Annotated in this window: 14 protein-coding genes; 12 read left to right on the top strand and 2 right to left on the bottom strand. The window is 69.3% G+C overall.

Translation table 11 applies throughout. The features are described from left to right. The first annotated feature begins 1,027 nt into the window (after positions 1–1,027). From WH85_RS38045 to WH85_RS38015, 7 genes are read left to right on the top strand one after another with little or no spacing between them, the layout of a single operon-like run. Entirely contained in the window at positions 1,028–1,984 is a 957-nt protein-coding gene (locus WH85_RS38045; protein WP_045746997.1) for a MurR/RpiR family transcriptional regulator, read from the top strand. A 31-nt stretch (positions 1,985–2,015) separates the two neighbouring features. Continuing rightward, positions 2,016–3,329 carry an extracellular solute-binding protein gene (locus WH85_RS38040; RefSeq protein WP_045746986.1) on the top strand — a complete coding sequence of 438 codons (1,314 nt, stop codon included), beginning with the start codon at positions 2,016–2,018 and terminating at the stop codon, positions 3,327–3,329. A gap of 5 nt (positions 3,330–3,334) precedes the next feature. Then, positions 3,335–4,261 (top strand): carbohydrate ABC transporter permease, encoded by a 927-nt coding sequence (locus tag WH85_RS38035; RefSeq protein WP_045746985.1) that lies wholly within the window; start codon positions 3,335–3,337, stop codon positions 4,259–4,261. After that, entirely contained in the window at positions 4,261–5,118 is an 858-nt protein-coding gene (locus WH85_RS38030) for a carbohydrate ABC transporter permease (protein WP_045746984.1), read from the top strand. The genes WH85_RS38035 and WH85_RS38030 overlap by 1 nt, the downstream gene beginning before the upstream one ends. Positions 5,119–5,133: 15 nt before the next feature. After that, the gene (gene ngcE, locus WH85_RS38025) at positions 5,134–6,567 is read left to right on the top strand and encodes an N-acetylglucosamine/diacetylchitobiose ABC transporter substrate-binding protein (RefSeq protein WP_045746983.1); all 1,434 of its coding nucleotides are present in this window, start codon (positions 5,134–5,136) and stop codon (positions 6,565–6,567) included. A 33-nt stretch (positions 6,568–6,600) separates the two neighbouring features. Further along, on the top strand, positions 6,601–7,488 hold the full coding sequence (locus WH85_RS38020; RefSeq protein ID WP_045746982.1) for a carbohydrate ABC transporter permease: 888 nt from the start codon (positions 6,601–6,603) through the stop codon (positions 7,486–7,488). A gap of 13 nt (positions 7,489–7,501) precedes the next feature. Beyond that, positions 7,502–8,395 (top strand): carbohydrate ABC transporter permease, encoded by an 894-nt coding sequence (locus WH85_RS38015; protein ID WP_045746996.1) that lies wholly within the window; start codon positions 7,502–7,504, stop codon positions 8,393–8,395. A gap of 63 nt (positions 8,396–8,458) precedes the next feature. Here the strand turns inward: WH85_RS38015 and WH85_RS38010 are convergent, their stop codons facing one another. Next, entirely contained in the window at positions 8,459–9,385 is a 927-nt protein-coding gene (locus WH85_RS38010) for a LysR family transcriptional regulator (protein WP_045746981.1), read from the bottom strand. A 105-nt stretch (positions 9,386–9,490) separates the two neighbouring features. On the opposite strand from WH85_RS38010, the gene WH85_RS38005 reads away from it, so the two are divergent. Both WH85_RS38005 and mgrA read left to right on the top strand, forming a co-directional pair. After that, positions 9,491–10,336, top strand: coding sequence for an aldo/keto reductase (locus WH85_RS38005; RefSeq protein ID WP_045746980.1), 846 nt, complete (start codon positions 9,491–9,493; stop codon positions 10,334–10,336). A gap of 91 nt (positions 10,337–10,427) precedes the next feature. Beyond that, positions 10,428–11,450 (top strand): L-glyceraldehyde 3-phosphate reductase, encoded by a 1,023-nt coding sequence (gene mgrA / locus WH85_RS38000; RefSeq protein ID WP_045746979.1) that lies wholly within the window; start codon positions 10,428–10,430, stop codon positions 11,448–11,450. A gap of 48 nt (positions 11,451–11,498) precedes the next feature. On the opposite strand, the gene WH85_RS37995 is transcribed toward mgrA, so the two are convergent. Next, complete coding sequence (locus WH85_RS37995; protein ID WP_245674265.1) at positions 11,499–12,041, bottom strand: TetR/AcrR family transcriptional regulator; 543 nt, start codon at positions 12,039–12,041, stop codon at positions 11,499–11,501. A 52-nt stretch (positions 12,042–12,093) separates the two neighbouring features. Here WH85_RS37995 and WH85_RS37990 point away from each other — a divergent pair, with 52 nt between their 5' ends. From WH85_RS37990 to metH, 3 genes are all read left to right on the top strand, one after another. After that, positions 12,094–13,062: an SDR family NAD(P)-dependent oxidoreductase gene (locus WH85_RS37990; protein ID WP_045746978.1), complete on the top strand. Its 969-nt coding sequence runs from the start codon at positions 12,094–12,096 to the stop codon at positions 13,060–13,062. A 39-nt stretch (positions 13,063–13,101) separates the two neighbouring features. Beyond that, the gene (locus WH85_RS37985) at positions 13,102–14,739 is read left to right on the top strand and encodes a bifunctional 3'-5' exonuclease/DNA polymerase (RefSeq protein WP_045746977.1); all 1,638 of its coding nucleotides are present in this window, start codon (positions 13,102–13,104) and stop codon (positions 14,737–14,739) included. Positions 14,740–14,858: 119 nt separating this feature from the next. After that, positions 14,859–18,458, top strand: coding sequence for a methionine synthase (gene metH, locus WH85_RS37980; protein WP_083449575.1), 3,600 nt, complete (start codon positions 14,859–14,861; stop codon positions 18,456–18,458). The last annotated feature ends 26 nt before the right edge of the window (positions 18,459–18,484 follow it).

Raw genomic sequence — 18,484 nt, 5'->3', positions numbered from 1 at the left:
GCCCCGCCCCGCCCCGCGTCGCGCCCCGCCGGGCCGTGCTGCGTCGTGCTGTGCCGCCGGGCCGTGCTGCGTCGTGCTGTGCCGCCGGGCCGTGTCGCGCCGTGCTGTGCCGCTGTGCTGTCCCGAGCCGCAGGAGCACCCCATCCGAGCCGTCGCCCATGGTTCTCGAGATGACCTCCGGCAGCCGTGGTTCACAGCTCGCGGGGACGAGCCGTCGCCCATGGTTCGGGGCGGATGCCAGAACAGCCGTAGACGACGGCTGGCCGTCCTGGAGCCGTCGTTGGCGGCTGAGTTTCGGCTTCCGGGCAGCCGTGGACGACAGCTCGGTTGATCCGGCCGTCAGCCGTGGTTCTTTTGCGAGCCGGATGCGACCGTGGGCGACGGCCGGCCGGGACGAGCCGTCGGTCATGGCTGGGCTGTCGTCGGTCATGGCTGGGCTGTCGGTGATGGCTGAGTCGCGCCTTCGAGCCGGCTGCGGGCGCCGGTGCTCAGGCGGACCGGACGGCCGGCTGAGCGAATGGGCGTTGCCGGGCGGAGGTGGACCGGGCGGCCGGCTGAGCGAATGGGCGTTGCCGGGCGGAGGCGGACCGGGCGGCCGGCTGAGCGAATGGGCGTTGCCGGGCGGAGGCGGACCGGACGGCCGACTGAGCGAACGGGCGCTTCCGGGCAGAAGTGGCAGCTGCCCGGCGTACCCCCGAAAATGTTTTTGATCTTGTTTCGGAAGTGACGAACACGTTTCGGAGCGTAGGCGAGATCGGCCGAACGGCCTATGTAGGCATCATCGAAAAGGTCAGCCCGGCACCCCGAAAAGCCTATGACAAAGCTGGTGAAAACCGGTCATGTGATGGCTGTCACGTCATGTCGGCCATTTGGGGATCGATGGTCGTCATCCGCGCCCGCCGAAACAATCGTTCATTCGCGCTGGTCAGGTAACGATCTGAAAACTTCCTTCACAGTCTTGACAGGGAGGGGCGGTTAGTAAGAACTTTTACCGCGACAGTAAACAGTCCTTCCTGAAAGGGTGTCGATGGCTGAACCGGAGATGAACGGGGTCGCGGCCGGCGCGGCGACCGCCTCGCCGGCTCGCGGCCAGGGCCCGGTCAGGGGTGGATCACTCGAGCACGACGGCGTCCTGCTCCGCGTCCGGGCGCTGCTCCCGGAGTTCACCGGAGCGCTGCAACGGGTCGCCGAGCAGGTGCTCACCGACCCGGCCGGGGCGTCCCGGGCGACCATAGTGGAGCTCGCCGAACGCAGCGGCACCTCGCCGGCCACGGTGACCCGGTTCTGCCGGGCGGTCGGGTTCGACGGCTACGCCGATCTGCGCCTCGGGATCGCCGCGGAGACCGGCCGGGCGCGGTCCGCCGGATGGACCGTCGACATCGGCCGCGAGATCCAGCCGAACGACCCGCTGGAACGGGTGCTCGGGCAGATCATGGCCGCCGACACCCGGGCCATGCACGACACCGCCTCGCTGCTCGATCTCGGCGAGGTCGGCCGGGCCGCCGTGGCGATCGCCGCCGCGCCCCGGGTGAACATCTTCGGCGCCAGCGGCAGTGCGCTGGTCGGCGAGGAGATGCAGTTCAGTTTGCACCGCATCGGCATCCCGGTGTGGGCCTGGACCGACGTGCACAACGGTCTGGCCTCCGCCGCGCTGTCCCGGCCCGGTGACGTCGCGCTCGGCATCTCGCACAGTGGCGAGACCGGCGAGACGATCGAGCTGCTCGCCGAGGCGAACAGCCGGGGCGCCACCACGATCGCGCTGACCAGCTTCCCCCGTTCCCCGCTGGCCGAGCTCGCCGACATCGTCCTGCTCACCGCCACGCAGGCGACCACGTTCCGCCCTGACGCGCTCAGCGCCCGGCATCCCCAGCTGGTCGTTCTCGATCTCCTCTATGTCGCCGTCGCGCAGCGGACCCACGAACGTTCACACGCCGCCTTCCAGCGGACCGCGCAAGCGGTCCACGGGCACAAGGCAGCGAAGTAGTGATCAGCATTTTTTCTCTCCGGGAGGACCTGTGAAGCGCAAGATCGCAGTTGCCGCGGCGCTCGCCGCGACACTGTTCGGCGCCGCCGCCTGCGGTGGGACGGCCGAGGACGAAGGGGCCACGTCGGCGACCGGCACGGTCGACGGCAAGGGCAAGACCATCAAGGTCTGGCTGATGGTGGATGCCGAGACGGCGTGGAAGGACGTCGTCGACGACGCCACCAAGCGGTTCACCGAGGCGACCGGCGCCGCGGTGACCGTCGAGTACCAGCAGTGGGCCAACCACCTGACGAAGCTGGACGCGACGCTGGCCGGCTCGGACGTGCCGGACGTGGTCGAGCTCGGCAACACCGAGTTCTCCAAGTACGTCTTCAACGGCGGCTTCGCCGAGCTGAACAAGGGCGACTTCGAGAACTCCGACACCTGGCTGTCCGGCCTCTCCGGCGCCTGCGAGCTGGAGGGCAAGACCTACTGCGTGCCCTACTACGCCGGTGCCCGGGTGCTGATCTACCGCACCGACCTGTTCGAGAAGGCCGGTGTCACGGCCGCCCCGGCGACCTACACGGACTTCCTGGCGGCGGCCGACAAGGTGCAGGCGCAGAACGCCGCGGACGGCAAGTTCAACACCGTCTACATGCCGGGCCAGTACTGGTACGCCGCGATGTCCTGGGTGAAGTCGACCGGGGGTGACATCGCGGCCAAGGAGGGCGACAAGTGGGTCGGCAAGCTCTCCACCCCGCAGTCGCAGGAGGGCCTGCAGCGCTGGGTCGACCTGGTCAAGAAGTACTCGAAGGCCGACGTCACCAAGAACGAGAACGAGCAGGGCGCGATCGTCGCGCAGGGCTCCAGCGCGATGTTCTACGGCAACGCCTGGGAGCAGGGCGCGGCTGAGGAGACCCGCAAGGACCCCAACGACCCGAACTCGGCGCTGCTGCCGACCAAGGTGAAGGGCAAGCTGGCCGCCGCGCCGATGCCGGAGGTCCCGTCGTTCCTCGGCGGCTCGAACCTGGGCGTGACCCAGAAGAGCGCCAACAAGGAGCTGGCCGCCCAGTGGGTCAAGTACTTCACCGACGCCAAGTCGATGGAGGGCCTGATCAAGGCCAGCGCGCTGCCGAACTCGACGGCCCTGCTGGACAAGGCCGCCACCGACAACCCGGCGATCGCGCCGTCCGCGCTCTCCGCCAAGGCCAGCTGGTTCCCGCCGAACGCGGAGAAGTGGGCCGACGTGGAGAAGGCCAGCGTCCTGCAGACGATGCTGACCGACATCCTGACCGGTAAGAAGACGGTGGCCGACGGCACCAAGTGGGCCGACGAGCAGATCGCCGCCACCCTCAACGAGGTCTGATCGTCATGACAGCCGTCGACACCGTCGTGCCACGGCGGCGCAACCGGGACGCCCGGGCCGCCTGGCTGCTCTCCCTGCCCACCCTGGTGATCCTGCTGGCACTGCTGGGTTACCCGCTCTACCGGATGATCCTGCTGTCGTTCCAGAACATGCGGCTGCGGGAGCTGATCACCGACCTGGCCCCGCCGTGGGCGGGCGTCGACCAGTACGTGAAAGCCCTCACCGACGGCGTCTTCTGGGGCGTCGTCGGGCGGACCGCCGCGTTCACGGTCGTCTCGGTGACCGTGTCGGTGCTGCTCGGGCTGGGCGTCGCGCTGCTGATGCGCCGGGTGACGCGCGGTGTCCGGCTGTTCATGATGATCGCGATGATGTTCGTCTGGGCGCTGCCGCAGCTGGTGGCGGCCCAGGCGTTCCGCTGGCTGACCGACTCGGACTTCGGCGTCCTCAACTACCTGATCGACAAGATCCCCGGGGTGGACTTCGCGAACCACAGCTGGTTCGTCAACCCGTGGGAGGGCTGGGCGGTGATCACCACGCTGGTGGTGTGGGCCGGCATCCCGTTCCTGGCGATCTCGTTGAGTGCCGGGCTGACCCAGGTGCCCAAGGAACTGATCGAGGCGGCCACGGTGGACGGGGCGAACGCCTGGCAGGTGCTGCGCGGCATCACCCTGCCGATCCTCAAGCCGCTGCTGACCATCGTGACCACCCTGTCGGTGATCTGGAACTTCGGCCTGTTCACCCAGAACTGGGCGCTGCGCGACAGCCACCCGGAGCCGGTCTACCAGACGCTGGCGACGTACTCGTACACCCAGGCGTTCGGGCAATCCCGGTACAGCTACGGGTCAGCCATCTCGGTGATCACTGTCCTGTTGATGCTCGGTGTGATGGTGTTCTACATCCGGCAGATGTTCAAGATCGGGGAGGTGGACTGATGGCTCGCCACGACGAGGACGTCGTCACCGTCGGCCGCAGCCGGGCCGGGACGGTGACGGCGAACACCACCGGCATCCTCTTCGGCCTGATCATGATCTTCCCGGTGTACTGGGTGCTGAACACGGCGTTCAAGCCGGACAGCGAGGTACGCAGCTTCACCCCGACGTTCTTCCCGGCGAGCCCGACGCTCGACAACTTCCGGTCCGCGCTGGGCGAGGAGCTGTTCCTGCCGAGCATGCTGAACGGACTGCTGATCACGGCGATGGCGGTGGCCGCGGCCCTGGTCGTCGGCTTCCTCGCGGCGCTGGCCATCGCCCGGTTCCAGTTCTACGGCCGCCGGGCGATCATCCTGGTCGTGCTGGGTGTGCAGCTGGTTCCGTTCCTCGCTCTGCTGATTCCGCTCTTCCTCATGTTGCAGAAGGCGAATCTGACCAACAGTCTGATCGGTGTGTCCCTGACCTATCTGGTGCTTTTGCTGCCATACACGGTGTGGACGCTGCGCGGCTTCATCTCCGGCATCCCCCGGGAGCTGGACGAGGCCGCGATGATCGACGGCTGCTCCCGGCCCCAGGTGTTCTGGAAGATCATCCTTCCGCTCACCGGTCCCGGGCTGGTGGCCACCTCCGTCTACGGGTTCATTCAGGCGTGGAACGAGTTCATCATCATCAACACGCTGAACAGCCCGCAGAAACAGAACCTGATGGCCTGGCTGCTCTACAACCAGACCGAACGAGGCACCGCCTGGGGCCCTCTCATGGCGGGTGCGATCATCACATCGATTCCCGTGGTGGTCTTCTTCCTTCTCATCCAGCGCAACATCGCCACCGGTTTGACGGCCGGCGCCGTCAAGGGTTGACCCGAAAGGATTTCGATGGCTGACATAACGAACTCCGAGCTCGACCGCCGTTCCCTGCTGCGCCGTGCGGGCGCGGTCGGCCTCGCCGCCATCCCGGCGGTGAGCATGCTCAGCGCCTGCGTCGGCGGAGGCTCCGAGGAGACGCCCGAGCAGGCCACCGGGGAGAAGTCGGCGGAGAACCCGCTCGGCGTGGACCCCAAGGCCGGCCTCGAGATCGTCATCTTCGACGGCGGTCTGGGCACCAAGTACGCGACCGACGTCGACACCCCGCTCTACAACAAGAAGTGGCCGGACTCGGCGGTGACCTACTCGGCCACCCAGGAGGTCTCCACGGTCATCCAGCCGCGGATCAACGCCGGCGACGCGCCCGACATGATCAACAACTCGGGTTCGAAGCTGATGGACTTCGGCGCGGTCGTCAACGCCGGACAGGCCCAGGAGCTCACCGAGCTGTTCGCGGCCCCGTCCTGGGACGTCGAGGGCAAGACGGTCGGCGAGACGCTCGTGCCGGGCGCCATCGAGCAGGGCACCTACAACGGCAAGCCGTACGCGGTGAACTACGCGTACACCGTGTTCGGCCTCTGGTACAACAAGGCGCTGTTCACCAAGAACAACTGGGCCGCCCCGACCACCTGGGCCGAGTTCACCGCCCTGCTCGACAAGATCAAGGCGGCCGGCATCACGCCGTTCGGCTACGCCGGTGCGAACGCGTCGTACTACATGGTCCGCGCGATCATGACGAGCGCCGGGAAGATCGGCACCGAGCAGGTCCTCAAGGACATCGACAACCTGAAGGCCGGCGCCTGGACCAACGACGCCGTCCTCAAGGCCGCCGAGGCGTGGGCCGGGATCGGCAAGACCTACCTGGACAAGAGCTTCCTCGGCCTCAAGCACACCGAGGTCCAGCTCCGGCAGAACCAGGACAAGCTGGCGTTCTACCCGTGTGGTTCCTGGCTGGAGAACGAGCAGGCCAAGGACACCCCGCCCGGGTTCGAGTACGCGGTGGCGCCGTACCCGAGCGTCACCGACGCCGACAAGCTCCCGGCGGCGGCCCTGAACGCCGCGGCCGGCGAGATCTACTTCGTCGCCGCGAAGGGCAAGAACCCCCGTGGCGGCATGGAGTACCTGCGCGGCATGCTCTCCAAGGAGGCGGCGCTCGGCTTCACCAAGCTGACCAAGTCGCTGACCGTGGTGGCCGGTGCGGCCGACGGCCAGACCATCTCGCCCGGACTCACCAGCGCCGGCGAGGCGATCACCAAGGCCGGCTCGGACATCTTCATGGGCTACCTGTTCGACACCTGGTACAAGAAGCTCGACGACGAGTCCCGCATCGCCGCGAACGACCTGATGTTCAAGGACTACGACGCGAAGAAGTTCTGCGACCGGATGGAGGCCGCCGCGCAGGCGGTCGCCGCCGACTCCTCGATCACCAAGTTCAACCGCAGCTGACCGCTTTTTTCGTAAACGAGGAGTAGACGGGCCATGCGGCACGGCAAGTACCCCTTCATCATCGGCTTCCTTGCCGTGCCGGTGGCGCTCTACGTCACCTTCGTCGTCGCGGCCTACATCCAGACGTTCCAGCTGGCCTTCACCAACTGGTCCGGTCTGGGCGCGATCGAATACATCGGCTTCGACAACTTCGTCAAGCTGTGGAACGACGACCTGTTCTGGCGTTCCGTCGGGCACAACCTCTACCTGCTGATCCTGCTGCCGATCATCACGATCGCGATCGCCCTGGTCTTCGCCTTCCTGCTGAACGTCGGCGGCGGGCGCAACCGCGGCGTATGGGGCTCCACCGGATACCGGGTGATCTTCTTCTTCCCGCAGCTGATGGCCCTCGCGATCGTCGCGGTGATCTTCGGCCGGGTGTTCTCCACCGACGAGAGCGGCATGCTCAACGGCCTGTTCCCGGACTCGTGGAGCCCCTGGCTGTTCCTCGCCGACGAACGCTGGGCGCTGACCTGCATCCTGGCCGTCGCGGTCTGGCAGGCGGTCGGCTTCTACGTGGTGCTCTTCTCGGCCGGCATGGGCTCGATCGAGCAGGACATCTACGAGGCCGCCGAGCTGGACGGCGCGAACCGGATCACCCTGTTCTTCCGGATCACCATCCCGCTGCTCTGGAACACGCTGCAGGTCGCCTGGGTCTACCTGGGCATCGCCGCGTTCGACTGCTTCGCCCTGATCAACATCATGTCGGTGGACCGCGGCGGCCCGGACGGCGCCACCTCGGTGCTCGCCATGCTGATCTACCGCAACGCCTTCGAGTACTCGCAGGCCGGCTACGCCTCGGCGCTCGGCGTGGCGCTGTTCTTCCTGACCCTCACCTTCGCCGCGCTGACCCTGCGCGTCACCCGGCGCGACGCCGTCTGATCCGGAGACGATGATGACCACAGAGACCCTGGCGACCGCCGTCCCGGACAAGAAGACCACCGTGCGCCGCGAGATCAACGCGCTCACCGGCCTGGCCCACCTGGCCCTGCTGGCCTGGGCGATCGCCACGGCCGGCCCGCTGATCTGGGTGATGCTCGCCTCGTTCAAGAGCAACACCGAGATCTTCCTCGGCAAGCCGTTCGCCCTGCCGCAGACGTTCTCGCTGGACACCTACTTCCGGGCGTGGACCGAGGCGCACATCGGGCTGTACTTCCTGAACAGCATCTTCGTCGTCACGATCAGTACCGCCTGCACCATGCTGCTCGGTGCGATGGCCGCCTATGTGCTGGCCCGTTATCAGTTCCGCGGCAACCGTTTCCTGTACTACCTGTTCGTCTCCGGTCTGGCGTTCCCCACCTTCATGGCGATCACCCCGCTGTTCTTCATCCTCAAGAACCTCGGCTTGATCAACACGTTCACCGGCCTGATCCTGGTCTACATCTCGTACTCGCTGCCGTTCACGGTGTTCTTCCTGGCCGCGTTCTTCAAGTCGCTGCCGCACGAGATCGACGAGGCGGCGACGATGGACGGCGCGTCGCACACCCGCAAGTTCTTCCAGATCATGATGCCGATGGCGAAGTCCGGCCTGATCAGCATCACGATCTTCAACATCGTCGGCCAGTGGAACCAGTACCTCCTGCCGGTCGCGATCATGCAGGGCGCCGGCGCCGACTCCAAGTGGGTCCTCACCCAGGGCATCGCGAACATCAGCGTGCAGGCCGGATATCACGCCGAATGGTCGACGCTCTTCGCCGCCCTCACCCTGTCGATCATCCCGATGATCGCCGTCTACGCCCTTTTCCAGCGCCAGATCCAGGCCGGTCTCACCGCGGGCGCGGTCAAATGACCAAGCCCTTTCCGGGGTACGCGTAAAGCACCGTCCCGTGGCTCCCTCGCCGCTCCCGGTCTCTCAGGACGGCGGGGGAGTCGCGGCCCGTCCGGGGACGGCGGCCCGTCCGGGGACGGCCAGGTTCAGCAGGGACTCGGTGGCCGGGCCGGCCGGCGTGGAGACCGGCACCGCCACCGACACCTGCCAGTTCGGGGCCACCGCCACTCCGGTCAGCGCGGCCGCGTGCAGGCCCTTCGCCTGGGACTTGCGGGTCACCGGGGCCGGCACCAGCGCCACCCCGAGACCCTGGTGGACGAAGTCCAGCAGGGTGTGCACGTCGTTCACCTCCACCACCACCCGGCGCTCGGCCCCGGCCCGGGCGAAGGTCAGGTCGTTGACCCGGCGGGCGCCCCAGTCGGCGCTGAAATCCACGAAGTCCTCACCGAGCACGTCCTCCAGCGTCGCCATCTCCTCCTCGGCCAGGCGGTGTGACGGGTGGCAGATCAGGACCATCGGTTCGGTGCCGAGCGGGATCAGGCGCACCCCGTCCGGGGCCGGTCCGGGCAGCGCCACGAAGCCGGCGTGCAGGCGGCCCTGGCGGACCTGCTCGACCAGTTGACCGGAACCGGCGTAGCGCAACCGGACGTCCACCCCTGGATGGGCACGGCGGAACGCGGCGATCAGCGGCGGCATGTCGATCAGGCCGAGACACTGCTCGGCGCCGACCGACAGGTTGCCCCGGAGCAGCCCGCGGACCGCCGCCACCGCGTCACGGGCCGCCGCGGCGCTGGCCAGGGTGCGGTGCGCCTCGGTGAGCAGGGCCTCGCCGGCGTCGGTCAGCTCGACCCGCCGGGTGTGCCGGACGAACAGGTCCGCGTCGAGCTCACGTTCCAGGGAGCGGATCGACGCGGACAGCCCGGACTGGGCGACCCGCATCCGTTCGGCCGCGCGGGTGAAGTGGCGTTCCTCGGCGACCGCCACGAAGTACTCGAGATGCCGCAGTTCCACGATTGAGCACTCTAGCTTCTGAATTCGAGCGGTTTCTTCTGTTGGACGTGGGGGATCGAGGGGGAGAAGGGTAGGGACGACACCACTAGCAGGAGGAGGCATCACATGCGGACTCGTCGCATCGGTGAGGTGGAGGTCAGCGCGATCGGTCTCGGCGGCATGCCGATGTCGATCGAGGGACGCCCGGACGAGGAGCGGTCGATCCGTACGATCCACGCCGCCCTCGACGCCGGGATCACCCTGATCGACACGGCCGACGCCTACCACGTGGGCGCGGACGAGGTCGGCCACAACGAGTCGCTGATCGCGCAAGCGCTGGCGAGCTACGGCGGCGACACGTCCGGCGTGCTGGTCGCGACCAAGGGCGGGCATCTGCGCCCCGGCGACGGCAGCTGGACCAAGAACAGCTCGCCGGACTACCTGAAGCAGGCCTGTGAAGCGTCGTTGAAGCGTCTCGGGGTGGAGGCGATCGGCCTCTACCAGCACCACCGGCCGGACCCCGAGGTTCCCTACGCGGACTCGATCGGCGCGATCCGTGACCTGCTCGACGCCGGGAAGATCCGGATGGCGGGCATCTCGAACGCGAATCCCGAGCAGATCCGTCAGGCACAGGAGATCCTGGGTGGGCGGCTCGTCGCGGTGCAGAACCAGTTCTCCCCGGCGTTCCGCTCGTCCGAGCCGGAGCTGGAGTTGTGCACGGAGCTGGGGATCGCGTTCCTGCCGTGGTCGCCACTGGGCGGGATCTCGCGGGCCGGTGGTCTCGGTGGCGGGTTCGCGGACGTGGCGGCCGAACACGGTGTGAGCCCGCAGCGCGTCTGTGTCGCGTGGCATCTGGCCAAGTCGCCGGTGTCGATCCCGATTCCGGGGTCGAGCCGCCCGGAGACGATCATCGACTCGGCGGCGGGTGCGGATCTGGAGCTGACGGCCGAGGACCTGGCCCTGCTTCCGTGACGGTGCGCTGATCTACGGGTGCACGCCGAATCCCTCTGACGATGCTGGTTCGGCCCGAATACTCGTACAAGAAAAAGGGATTTCAGGTTTTATGTCAGATTTTTCTGCACGCCGTTACGACAGCATGGAATACCGGCGGACGGGCCGTAGCGGCCTCAAGCTTCCGGTGATCTCGCTCGGGCTGTGGCACAACTTCGGTGACGACAAGCCGATGGAGACGCAGCGCGCCATTCTGCGCCGCGCCTTCGACCTCGGCATCACGCATTTCGACCTGGCCAACAACTACGGGCCGCCCTACGGCTCCGCGGAGGCCAACTTCGGTCGTCACCTGGCGGCGGACTTCGCGGCGCACCGCGACGAACTGGTCATCTCCACCAAGGCCGGCTACGACATGTGGCCCGGTCCCTACGGCAACTGGGGATCGCGGAAATACCTGACCGCGTCGCTCGACCAGTCGCTGCAGCGGATGGGCCTCGACTACGTCGACATCTTCTACTCGCACCGGTTCGACCCGGAGACCCCGCTGGAGGAGACGATGGGCGCGCTGGACGCGGCCGTCCGCTCCGGCAAGGCGCTCTACGCGGGCATCTCGTCCTACTCGCCGGCGAAGACCGCCGAGGCCGCGGCGATCCTGCGCGACCTGGGCACGCCGCTGCTGATCCACCAGCCGTCCTACTCGATGCTGAACCGCTGGATCGAGGACGGCCTGCTGGACGCCCTGGAGCGCGAGGGCGCCGGCTGCATCGCGTTCTCGCCGCTGGCCCAGGGCATGCTCACCGACCGCTACCTGCGGGGTGTGCCGGACGACTCCCGGGCGAGTGCCGACAAGTCCCTCGACACCGGCCTGCTCAGCGACGAGAACCTCGACAAGGTCCGGGCCCTGGCCGGCATCGCCGAGCGCCGCGGCCAGAGCCTGGCCCAGATGGCGATCGCCTGGGCGGTGCGTGACCCGCGGATGACCTCGGTGGTCCTCGGCGCGAGCAGTGTCGCCCAGCTGGAGGCCAACGTCGCCGCGCTCGGCAATACCGCCTTCACCGCGGACGAGCTGGCCGAGATCGACAAGTACGCCACCGAGTCCGGCATCAACTTGTGGGCCGGCTCCAGCGCCCACTGATCCTCAGCGCGCACTGACGGGTATGGGCCGACCGTGGCTGCGGTCGGCCTATGCCCGCGTCAGGAGATCGGCCGCGGTGGCCATACGGGCGCGATACTCATCGCGGTCCGCGGCCTGCTGCTTGACGCCGATCGAGACGCTGACGAGGGTCTGTGCGATCGCTCCGGGTTCGTGGCCCGCATCTCGGAGGGCGGTGACGAGCATGCGCTCGAACCGGTCCGGGCCGCCGCGGGCGACCGGTCCCAGCAGGCCGGGGTTGTCGTCCAGCACGGCGCTCACGTCCCGGAGCGGGCCCACATAGCGGCCCGCCCAGAAGTCGAAGGCGTCGACGATCCGCTCGGCCAGCGGCCGGTCCGCCCGCTGCAACGCCTCCTGCGAATCCCGAAGATCCTGGTCGATGCCGTGATCCGCGGCGGCCCGGAACAGGTCGGCCTTGGACGTGAAGAGGAAGTAGAGGCCGGGCCGGGAGATCGCCGCCTGCCGGGCGATGTCGTCCATCGACGTCTTGCGGTATCCGAATCGGGCGAAGGTGCGCAACGCCGACTCCAGGACGGCGTCACGCCGGGCGGTGTCGCCGGGTGTCACGGGCACGTCCTCCACTCTACCAACTAGACGCAATGAGCAGACTTTGTATAGTCGGTTCATGCCTTCACGTGGCCTCATCACCACCCGCTTCACCGCCGACAGCACCGCCGCCGACGTCCTGGCCGGGGTCGACCTCCACGGGGTGCGGGCGATCGTCACCGGCGCCTCCTCCGGTCTGGGGTTCGCGACCGCCCGCGCGCTGGCCGCCGCCGGCGCCCTGGTGACGCTCGCGGTCCGCAACACCGCGGCGGGCGACGAGGCCGCCCGGGCCGTCGAGCACGCGACCTCCCGCCGGCCGGTCGTCGCGCGGCTGGATCTCGCCGACCGTGGTTCGGTGGCGTCGTTCGTCCGGGCCTGGGAGGGGCCGCTGCATCTGCTGATCAACAATGCGGGCATCGTCACCGCGGGGCTGGAACGCACCGCTGACGGCCGGGAGCTGCAGTTCGCGACCAATCACCTCGGGCACCACGCCCTCGCCACCGGGCTGCACCGGGCGCTCGCCGCGGGCGCCGCCCGGCGGGGTGAGGCGCGCGTGGTCGTTCTCAGCTCGACGGCGCACATGCGGGCCGGCGTCGACTTCGACGACCTCGACTTCACCCGTCGTGACTACGATCCGCAGATCGCCTACGCACAGTCGAAGACCGCGAACGCGTTGTTCGCCGTGGAGGCGACCCGCCGCTGGGCCGGCGACGGCATCACGGCGAACGCCGTCAACCCCGGCGGCATCGCGACCGGCCTGCAACGTCACTTCACCCCCGCGCAGAAGGCGTCCCTCGACGCCGCTCAGGCGGCCGGCATCTTCTCCTACAAGACCGTCGAGCAGGGCGCCGCGACGACGGTGGTCGCCGCCGTCGCGGACGAGTTCGCCCACACCGGCGGCCACTACCTCGACGACTGCCGGGAGGCCTACACCGTCCCCGACGACGCCTCCCTCGCCGACCACCCGCACGGCGTCAAGGCCTGGGCGCTGGATTCCGGGAGCGCCCAGCGGCTGTGGACCGTGTCCGATCGGCTCCTCGCCGGCTGACCGGGCGGGGATGTCATACCCCTGGGTGACAATGGCGCCGTGCTGGTTGCGGTGACTGCTGATCCCGGGGGAGCGGGTGGCCTGCTGGCGGATCTGACCGACGGCGGGCCGCCCCGGCGTGTTCCGGACCTGGCCGCGGTGGTCGCCGAGCGTGAGGCGGCCGAGCATCCCCGCTGGGTGTGGGCCTCCACCGCGGACGTCTATCCGGCTCTGCTGCGGGCCGGGGTGCGGGTGGCCCGGTGCCACGATCTGGAGCTGACCGAGGCGCTGCTCTCCGGGCACGACGGGCGCTGGGGTGAGCCCCGCGGCGTCCCGGCGGCGATCGCCCGCCTGCGCGGCCTTTCGGTCCCGGCCGATCTGCCGCGGCCCGAGCCGTCACCGCCGGGGTTCGCCCAGGAGGCGCTCTTCGACACCGTGTCGCGCCCGGCTGCCGACATCGCCGACCTGATCGCGGTGCACGCCGAACAGCAGCGCCGGATCCGGGATCTCGCCGAGGCCGGCCGGTTCCGGATGCTGGTCGCCGCCGAGTCCGCCGGTGCGCTGATCGCCGTCGAGATGGGGCATGCCGGGCTGCCGTGGCGCGCCGACCTGCACGACGAGATCCTGCGCGAGCTGCTCGGGCCGCCGCAGCCGGTGGGGCCGCCCCGGCGGCTGGCCGAGCTGACCGCCGCGATCAACGAGGCGTTCGGGGTGCACGGCCTGCATCCCGACTCGCCGGCCGAGGTGGTCCGCGCGTTCGCCCGGGCCGGGGTGCAGATCCCCAGCACCCGGCGCTGGATCCTGCAGCAGGTCGACCATCCGGCGGTCGCGCCGCTGCTGGATTACAAGGAGCTCTACCGGATCTGGACGGCGCACGGCTGGGCCTGGTGCGACGCATGGGTGCGCGACGGGCGGTTCCGGCCGGAGTTCGTGCCCGGCGGGGTGGTCTCCGGGCGGTGGGCCACCCGCGGCGGCGGGGCGTTGCAGGTGCCCAAGGTGATCCGGCGTGCGGTGGTGGCCGACCCGGGCTGGACGTTCGTGGTCGCCGACGCCGGGCAGCTGGAGCCCCGGGTGCTGGCCGCGGTCTCCGGCGACGGCCGGCTGGCCCGCGCCGCCGCGGCCGGTGACCTCTACGCGGCGCTGGCCACCGACTCGTTCGCCGGTGACCGGGCCAAGGCCAAGCTGGCGTTGCTCGGCGCGATGTACGGGCAGACCGGCGGTGACGCCCTGCCCGCCCTGGCGGTGCTGCGGCGGCACTATCCGACCGCTTTCGACTATGTCGAGGCGGCCGCCCGCACCGGGGAGAACGGCGGGCTGGTCCGGTCGTGGCTGGGCCGGACGTGTCCGCCGGCGTCGCGGGAGGCGTTCGACGGGCTGGATCCGCCGGACGAGGTGGCCCCGCCGCCGGGCCGCTCACGCGGGCGTTTTACCCGAAATTTCGTGATTCAGGCCACTGCGGCGGAGTGGGCGCTCGTCATGATCGCTACGCTGCGCACCGCTCTCGAGGGCACCGCCGCCGAACTGGTGCTCTTCGTGCACGACGAGATCGTGGTGCACTGCCCGGCCGGGCAGGCGGATGCCGTGGTCGCGGCGGTCCACGACAGCGCGGCACGGGCCGGCCGGTTGCTGTTCGGTGACACTACGGTGCGTTTTCCCCTGGACGTCTCAGTGGTTGGAGCGTATGCCGATGCCAAGTGAGGAAGTGGGTATCGTTGACGGGACCGGCCGAGAGGCGCTGCAGCGGGGCCACCCGTCACGCTCGACCGGGGAACCTCCCTGACACAAGGGCGCCTCCGACTCACCTCGGAGGTGTGCACGTGACCCAGACCGTCACCCAACTGCGCGAGTTGCTCGCCGAGCGCATCCTGGTGCTGGACGGCGCCTGGGGCACGATGCTGCAGGGCGCCCGGCTGGCCCCGGAGGACTACCGCAACGAGTTGATCCCGGCCGACCACCCCAAGGACGTCACCGGCGACCCCGACCTGCTGATCCTCACCCGGCCCGACGTCATCCTCGACGTCCACCGGCAATACCTGGCAGCCGGCGCCGACATCACCACCACCAACACGTTCACCGCGACCAGCATCGCCCAGGCCGACTACGGCCTGGAGCACCTGGTCCGCGACATGAACGTGCAGGGCGCCCGGCTGGCCCGGCAGGCCGCCGACGAGGCGTTCGCCCGGGACGGCCGCCCGCGGTTCGTGGCCGGTTCGATCGGCCCGCTCAACGTGACCCTCTCGCTCTCGCCCCGGGTCGACGAGCCGTCCTACCGGGCGGTCGACTTCGACCAGGTCAAGGCCTCCTATGCGGAGCAGATCGCGGCCCTCGCCGAGGGCGGCGTCGACCTGCTCATGATCGAGACGATCTTCGACACGCTGAACGCGAAGGCGGCGATCGCAGCGGCCCGTGAGGTGGCGCCGGAGCTGCCGCTGTGGATCTCGGTCACGATCGTCGACCTGTCCGGGCGCACCCTCTCCGGCCAGACCGTCGAGGCGTTCTGGCGCTCGATCGAACGGGCCGAGCCGCTGGTCGTCGGGGTGAACTGCGCACTCGGCGCGGCCGAGGCCCGCCCGCACGTCACCGACCTGGCCCGCCTGTCGAACGTGTACGTCGCCTCGCACCCGAACGCCGGCCTGCCGAACGCCTTCGGCGGCTACGACCAGACCCCGGACGAGACCGGTGAGCTGCTCGCCGGGTTCGCCGCCGACGGCCTGGTCAACATCGTCGGCGGATGCTGCGGCACCACCCCGGCACACATCGCCGCGATCGCCCAGGCGGTCGCCGGCAGCGCGCCCCGGGTGATCGACCCGCCGGCGCCGACCACCCGCTTCAGTGGCCTCGAGCCGTTCGCGATCGGCCCGGACACCGGCTTCGTCATGATCGGCGAGCGGACCAACGTCACCGGCTCGGCGAAGTTCCGCCGGCTGATCGAGGCCGACGACCACCAGGCCGCCGTCGACGTGGCCCTCGAACAGGTCCGCGGCGGCGCCAACCTGCTCGACGTGAACATGGACGCCGACCTGCTCGACAGCGAGCGGGCGATGACCACCTTCCTCAACCTGATCGCGACCGAGCCCGAGGTGGCCCGGATCCCGGTCATGATCGACAGCTCGAAGTGGAGCGTCCTCGAGGCCGGCCTCAAATGCGTCCAGGGCAAGGGCGTGGTCAACTCGATCAGCCTGAAGGAGGGCCCCGAGCCGTTCCTGGCGCACGCCCGCCGGATCCGCGACTTCGGCGCCGGAGCGGTGGTGATGGCCTTCGACGAGCAGGGCCAGGCCGACACCACCGAGCGCAAGGTCGAGATCTGTGGTCGCGCCTACGACCTGCTGGTCGAGGACGGGTTCGACCCCACCGACATCATCTTCGACCCGAACGTGCTGGCGGTGGCGACCGGCATCGCCGAGCACAACGGCTACGCGAAGAACTTCCTCGAGGCGCTGCCGCTGATCAAGGAGCGCTGTCCCGGCGCCCGTACCAGCGGCGGCATCTCCAACCTGTCGTTCGCCTTCCGCGGCAACGACATCGTCCGCGAGGCCATGCACTCGGCGTTCCTCTTCCACGCCGTCAAGGTCGGCCTGGACATGGGCATCGTCAACGCCGGCCAGCTCGCCGTCTACCAGGACATCCCGGCCGAACTGCTGGAACTCGTCGAGGACGTGATCTTCGACCGGCGGCCGGACGCCACCGACCGGCTGGTCACCTTCGCCTCCACGGTCACCGGCAGCGGCGCCAAGCGCGAGGTCGACCTCTCCTGGCGCGAGGCACCGGTCGAGGAACGCCTCAGCCACGCCCTGGTGCACGGCATCGTCGACTTCATCGAGGACGACACCGAGGAGGCCCGGCAGAAACTGCCCCGGCCGCTCGACGTCATCGAGGGCCCGCTGATGACCGGCATGGGCGTGGTCGGCGACCTGTTCGGCTCCGGCAAGATGTTCCTGCCCCAGGTGGTCAAGAGCGCCCGGGTGATGAAGCGGTCGGTCGCCTACCTCCTGCCCTTCATGGAGGACGAGAAGGAGGCCGGCTCCCGCGGCCAGGGCAAGGTCGTGCTCGCCACGGTCAAGGGCGACGTCCACGACATCGGCAAGAACATCGTCGGCGTGGTGCTGGGCTGCAACAACTACGAGGTGATCGACCTCGGCGTGATGGTGCCGACCGCGAAGATCCTGGAGACCGCGGTCGCCGAGGGGGCCGACGCGATCGGCCTGTCCGGCCTGATCACGCCGTCACTCGACGAGATGGTGGCGGTCGGCGCCGAGATGCAGCGCCGCGGGCTCAAACTGCCGCTGCTGATCGGCGGAGCGACCACCTCCAAGCAGCACACGGCGGTGCGGATCGCTCCGGCGTACGACGGGTCGACCGTGCACGTGCTGGACGCCTCCCGGGTGGTCGGCGTGGTCTCCGACCTGCTCGACCCGGAACGCGCCGTGAAACTCGACGAGGCGAACCGGCACGAGCAGGAGCGGCTGCGCGAGCAGCACGAGAAGCGGCACTCGCAGCCGCTGCTGACCCTCGCCCAGGCCCGCGCCAACCGCGAGAAGGTCGACTTCTCCGCGCTCCCGACGCCCGCCTTCACCGGCGTTCGGGAGGCCGCGCCGTCGATCGCCGAGCTCCGCACGATGATCGACTGGCAGTTCCTCTTCCTGGCCTGGGAACTCAAGGGCAAGTACCCGGCGATCCTGGAGCAGCCGGTCGCCCGCGAGCTCTTCGACGACGCCAACACCATGCTCGACGAGATCATCGCGAACGGCTCGTTCCAGGCCCGGGGCCTGTACGGGTTCTGGCCCGCGCACTCCTCCGGCGACGACATCCTGCTGGAGAACGGCTCGTCCTTCCCGATGCTGCGCCAGCAGACCGAGAAGCCGGCCGGCCGGGCCAACCGCTGCCTGGCCGACTACATCGCCGACTCCGGGGACCACCTGGGCGGCTTCGCGGTCGCCATCCACGGCGCCGACAGACTGGCCGCCCGCTACGAGGCCGAGCACGACGACTACCGGGCCATCATGGTCAAGGCGCTGGCCGACCGGCTCGCCGAGGCCTTCGCGGAATACCTGCACCTCAAGGCCCGCCGCGACTGGTTCGAGCCGGACGCCCAGCCGGTGCTGGCGGACCTGCACGCCGAACGCTTCCGCGGCATCCGCCCGGCGCTGGGCTACCCGGCCTGCCCGGACCACAGCGAGAAGCGCGACCTGTTCCGCCTGCTCGGCACCGACGCCATCGGGGTCCACCTGACCGAGTCGTTCGCGATGACCCCGGCCGCCGCGGTCAGTGGCCTGATCTTCGCGCACCCGGAGGCGAAGTACTTCACGGTCGGGCGCCTGGGCCGCGACCAGATCGAGGACTACGCCGCCCGCCGCGGTCTGCCGATGGCCGAGGTGGAGCGCTGGCTCCGCCCCAACCTCGCCTACTCGATCGACTGATCGCCGTTCCCGGACTGATCACTGTT

Origin of the sequence: Actinoplanes rectilineatus (assembly GCF_000962825.1) — a bacterium.
Classification (GTDB): Bacteria; Actinomycetota; Actinomycetes; order Mycobacteriales; family Micromonosporaceae; genus Actinoplanes; species Actinoplanes rectilineatus.
The sequence above is the reverse complement of the archived record's forward strand: the minus strand, read 5'-3'. Positions and strand labels throughout refer to the sequence as shown.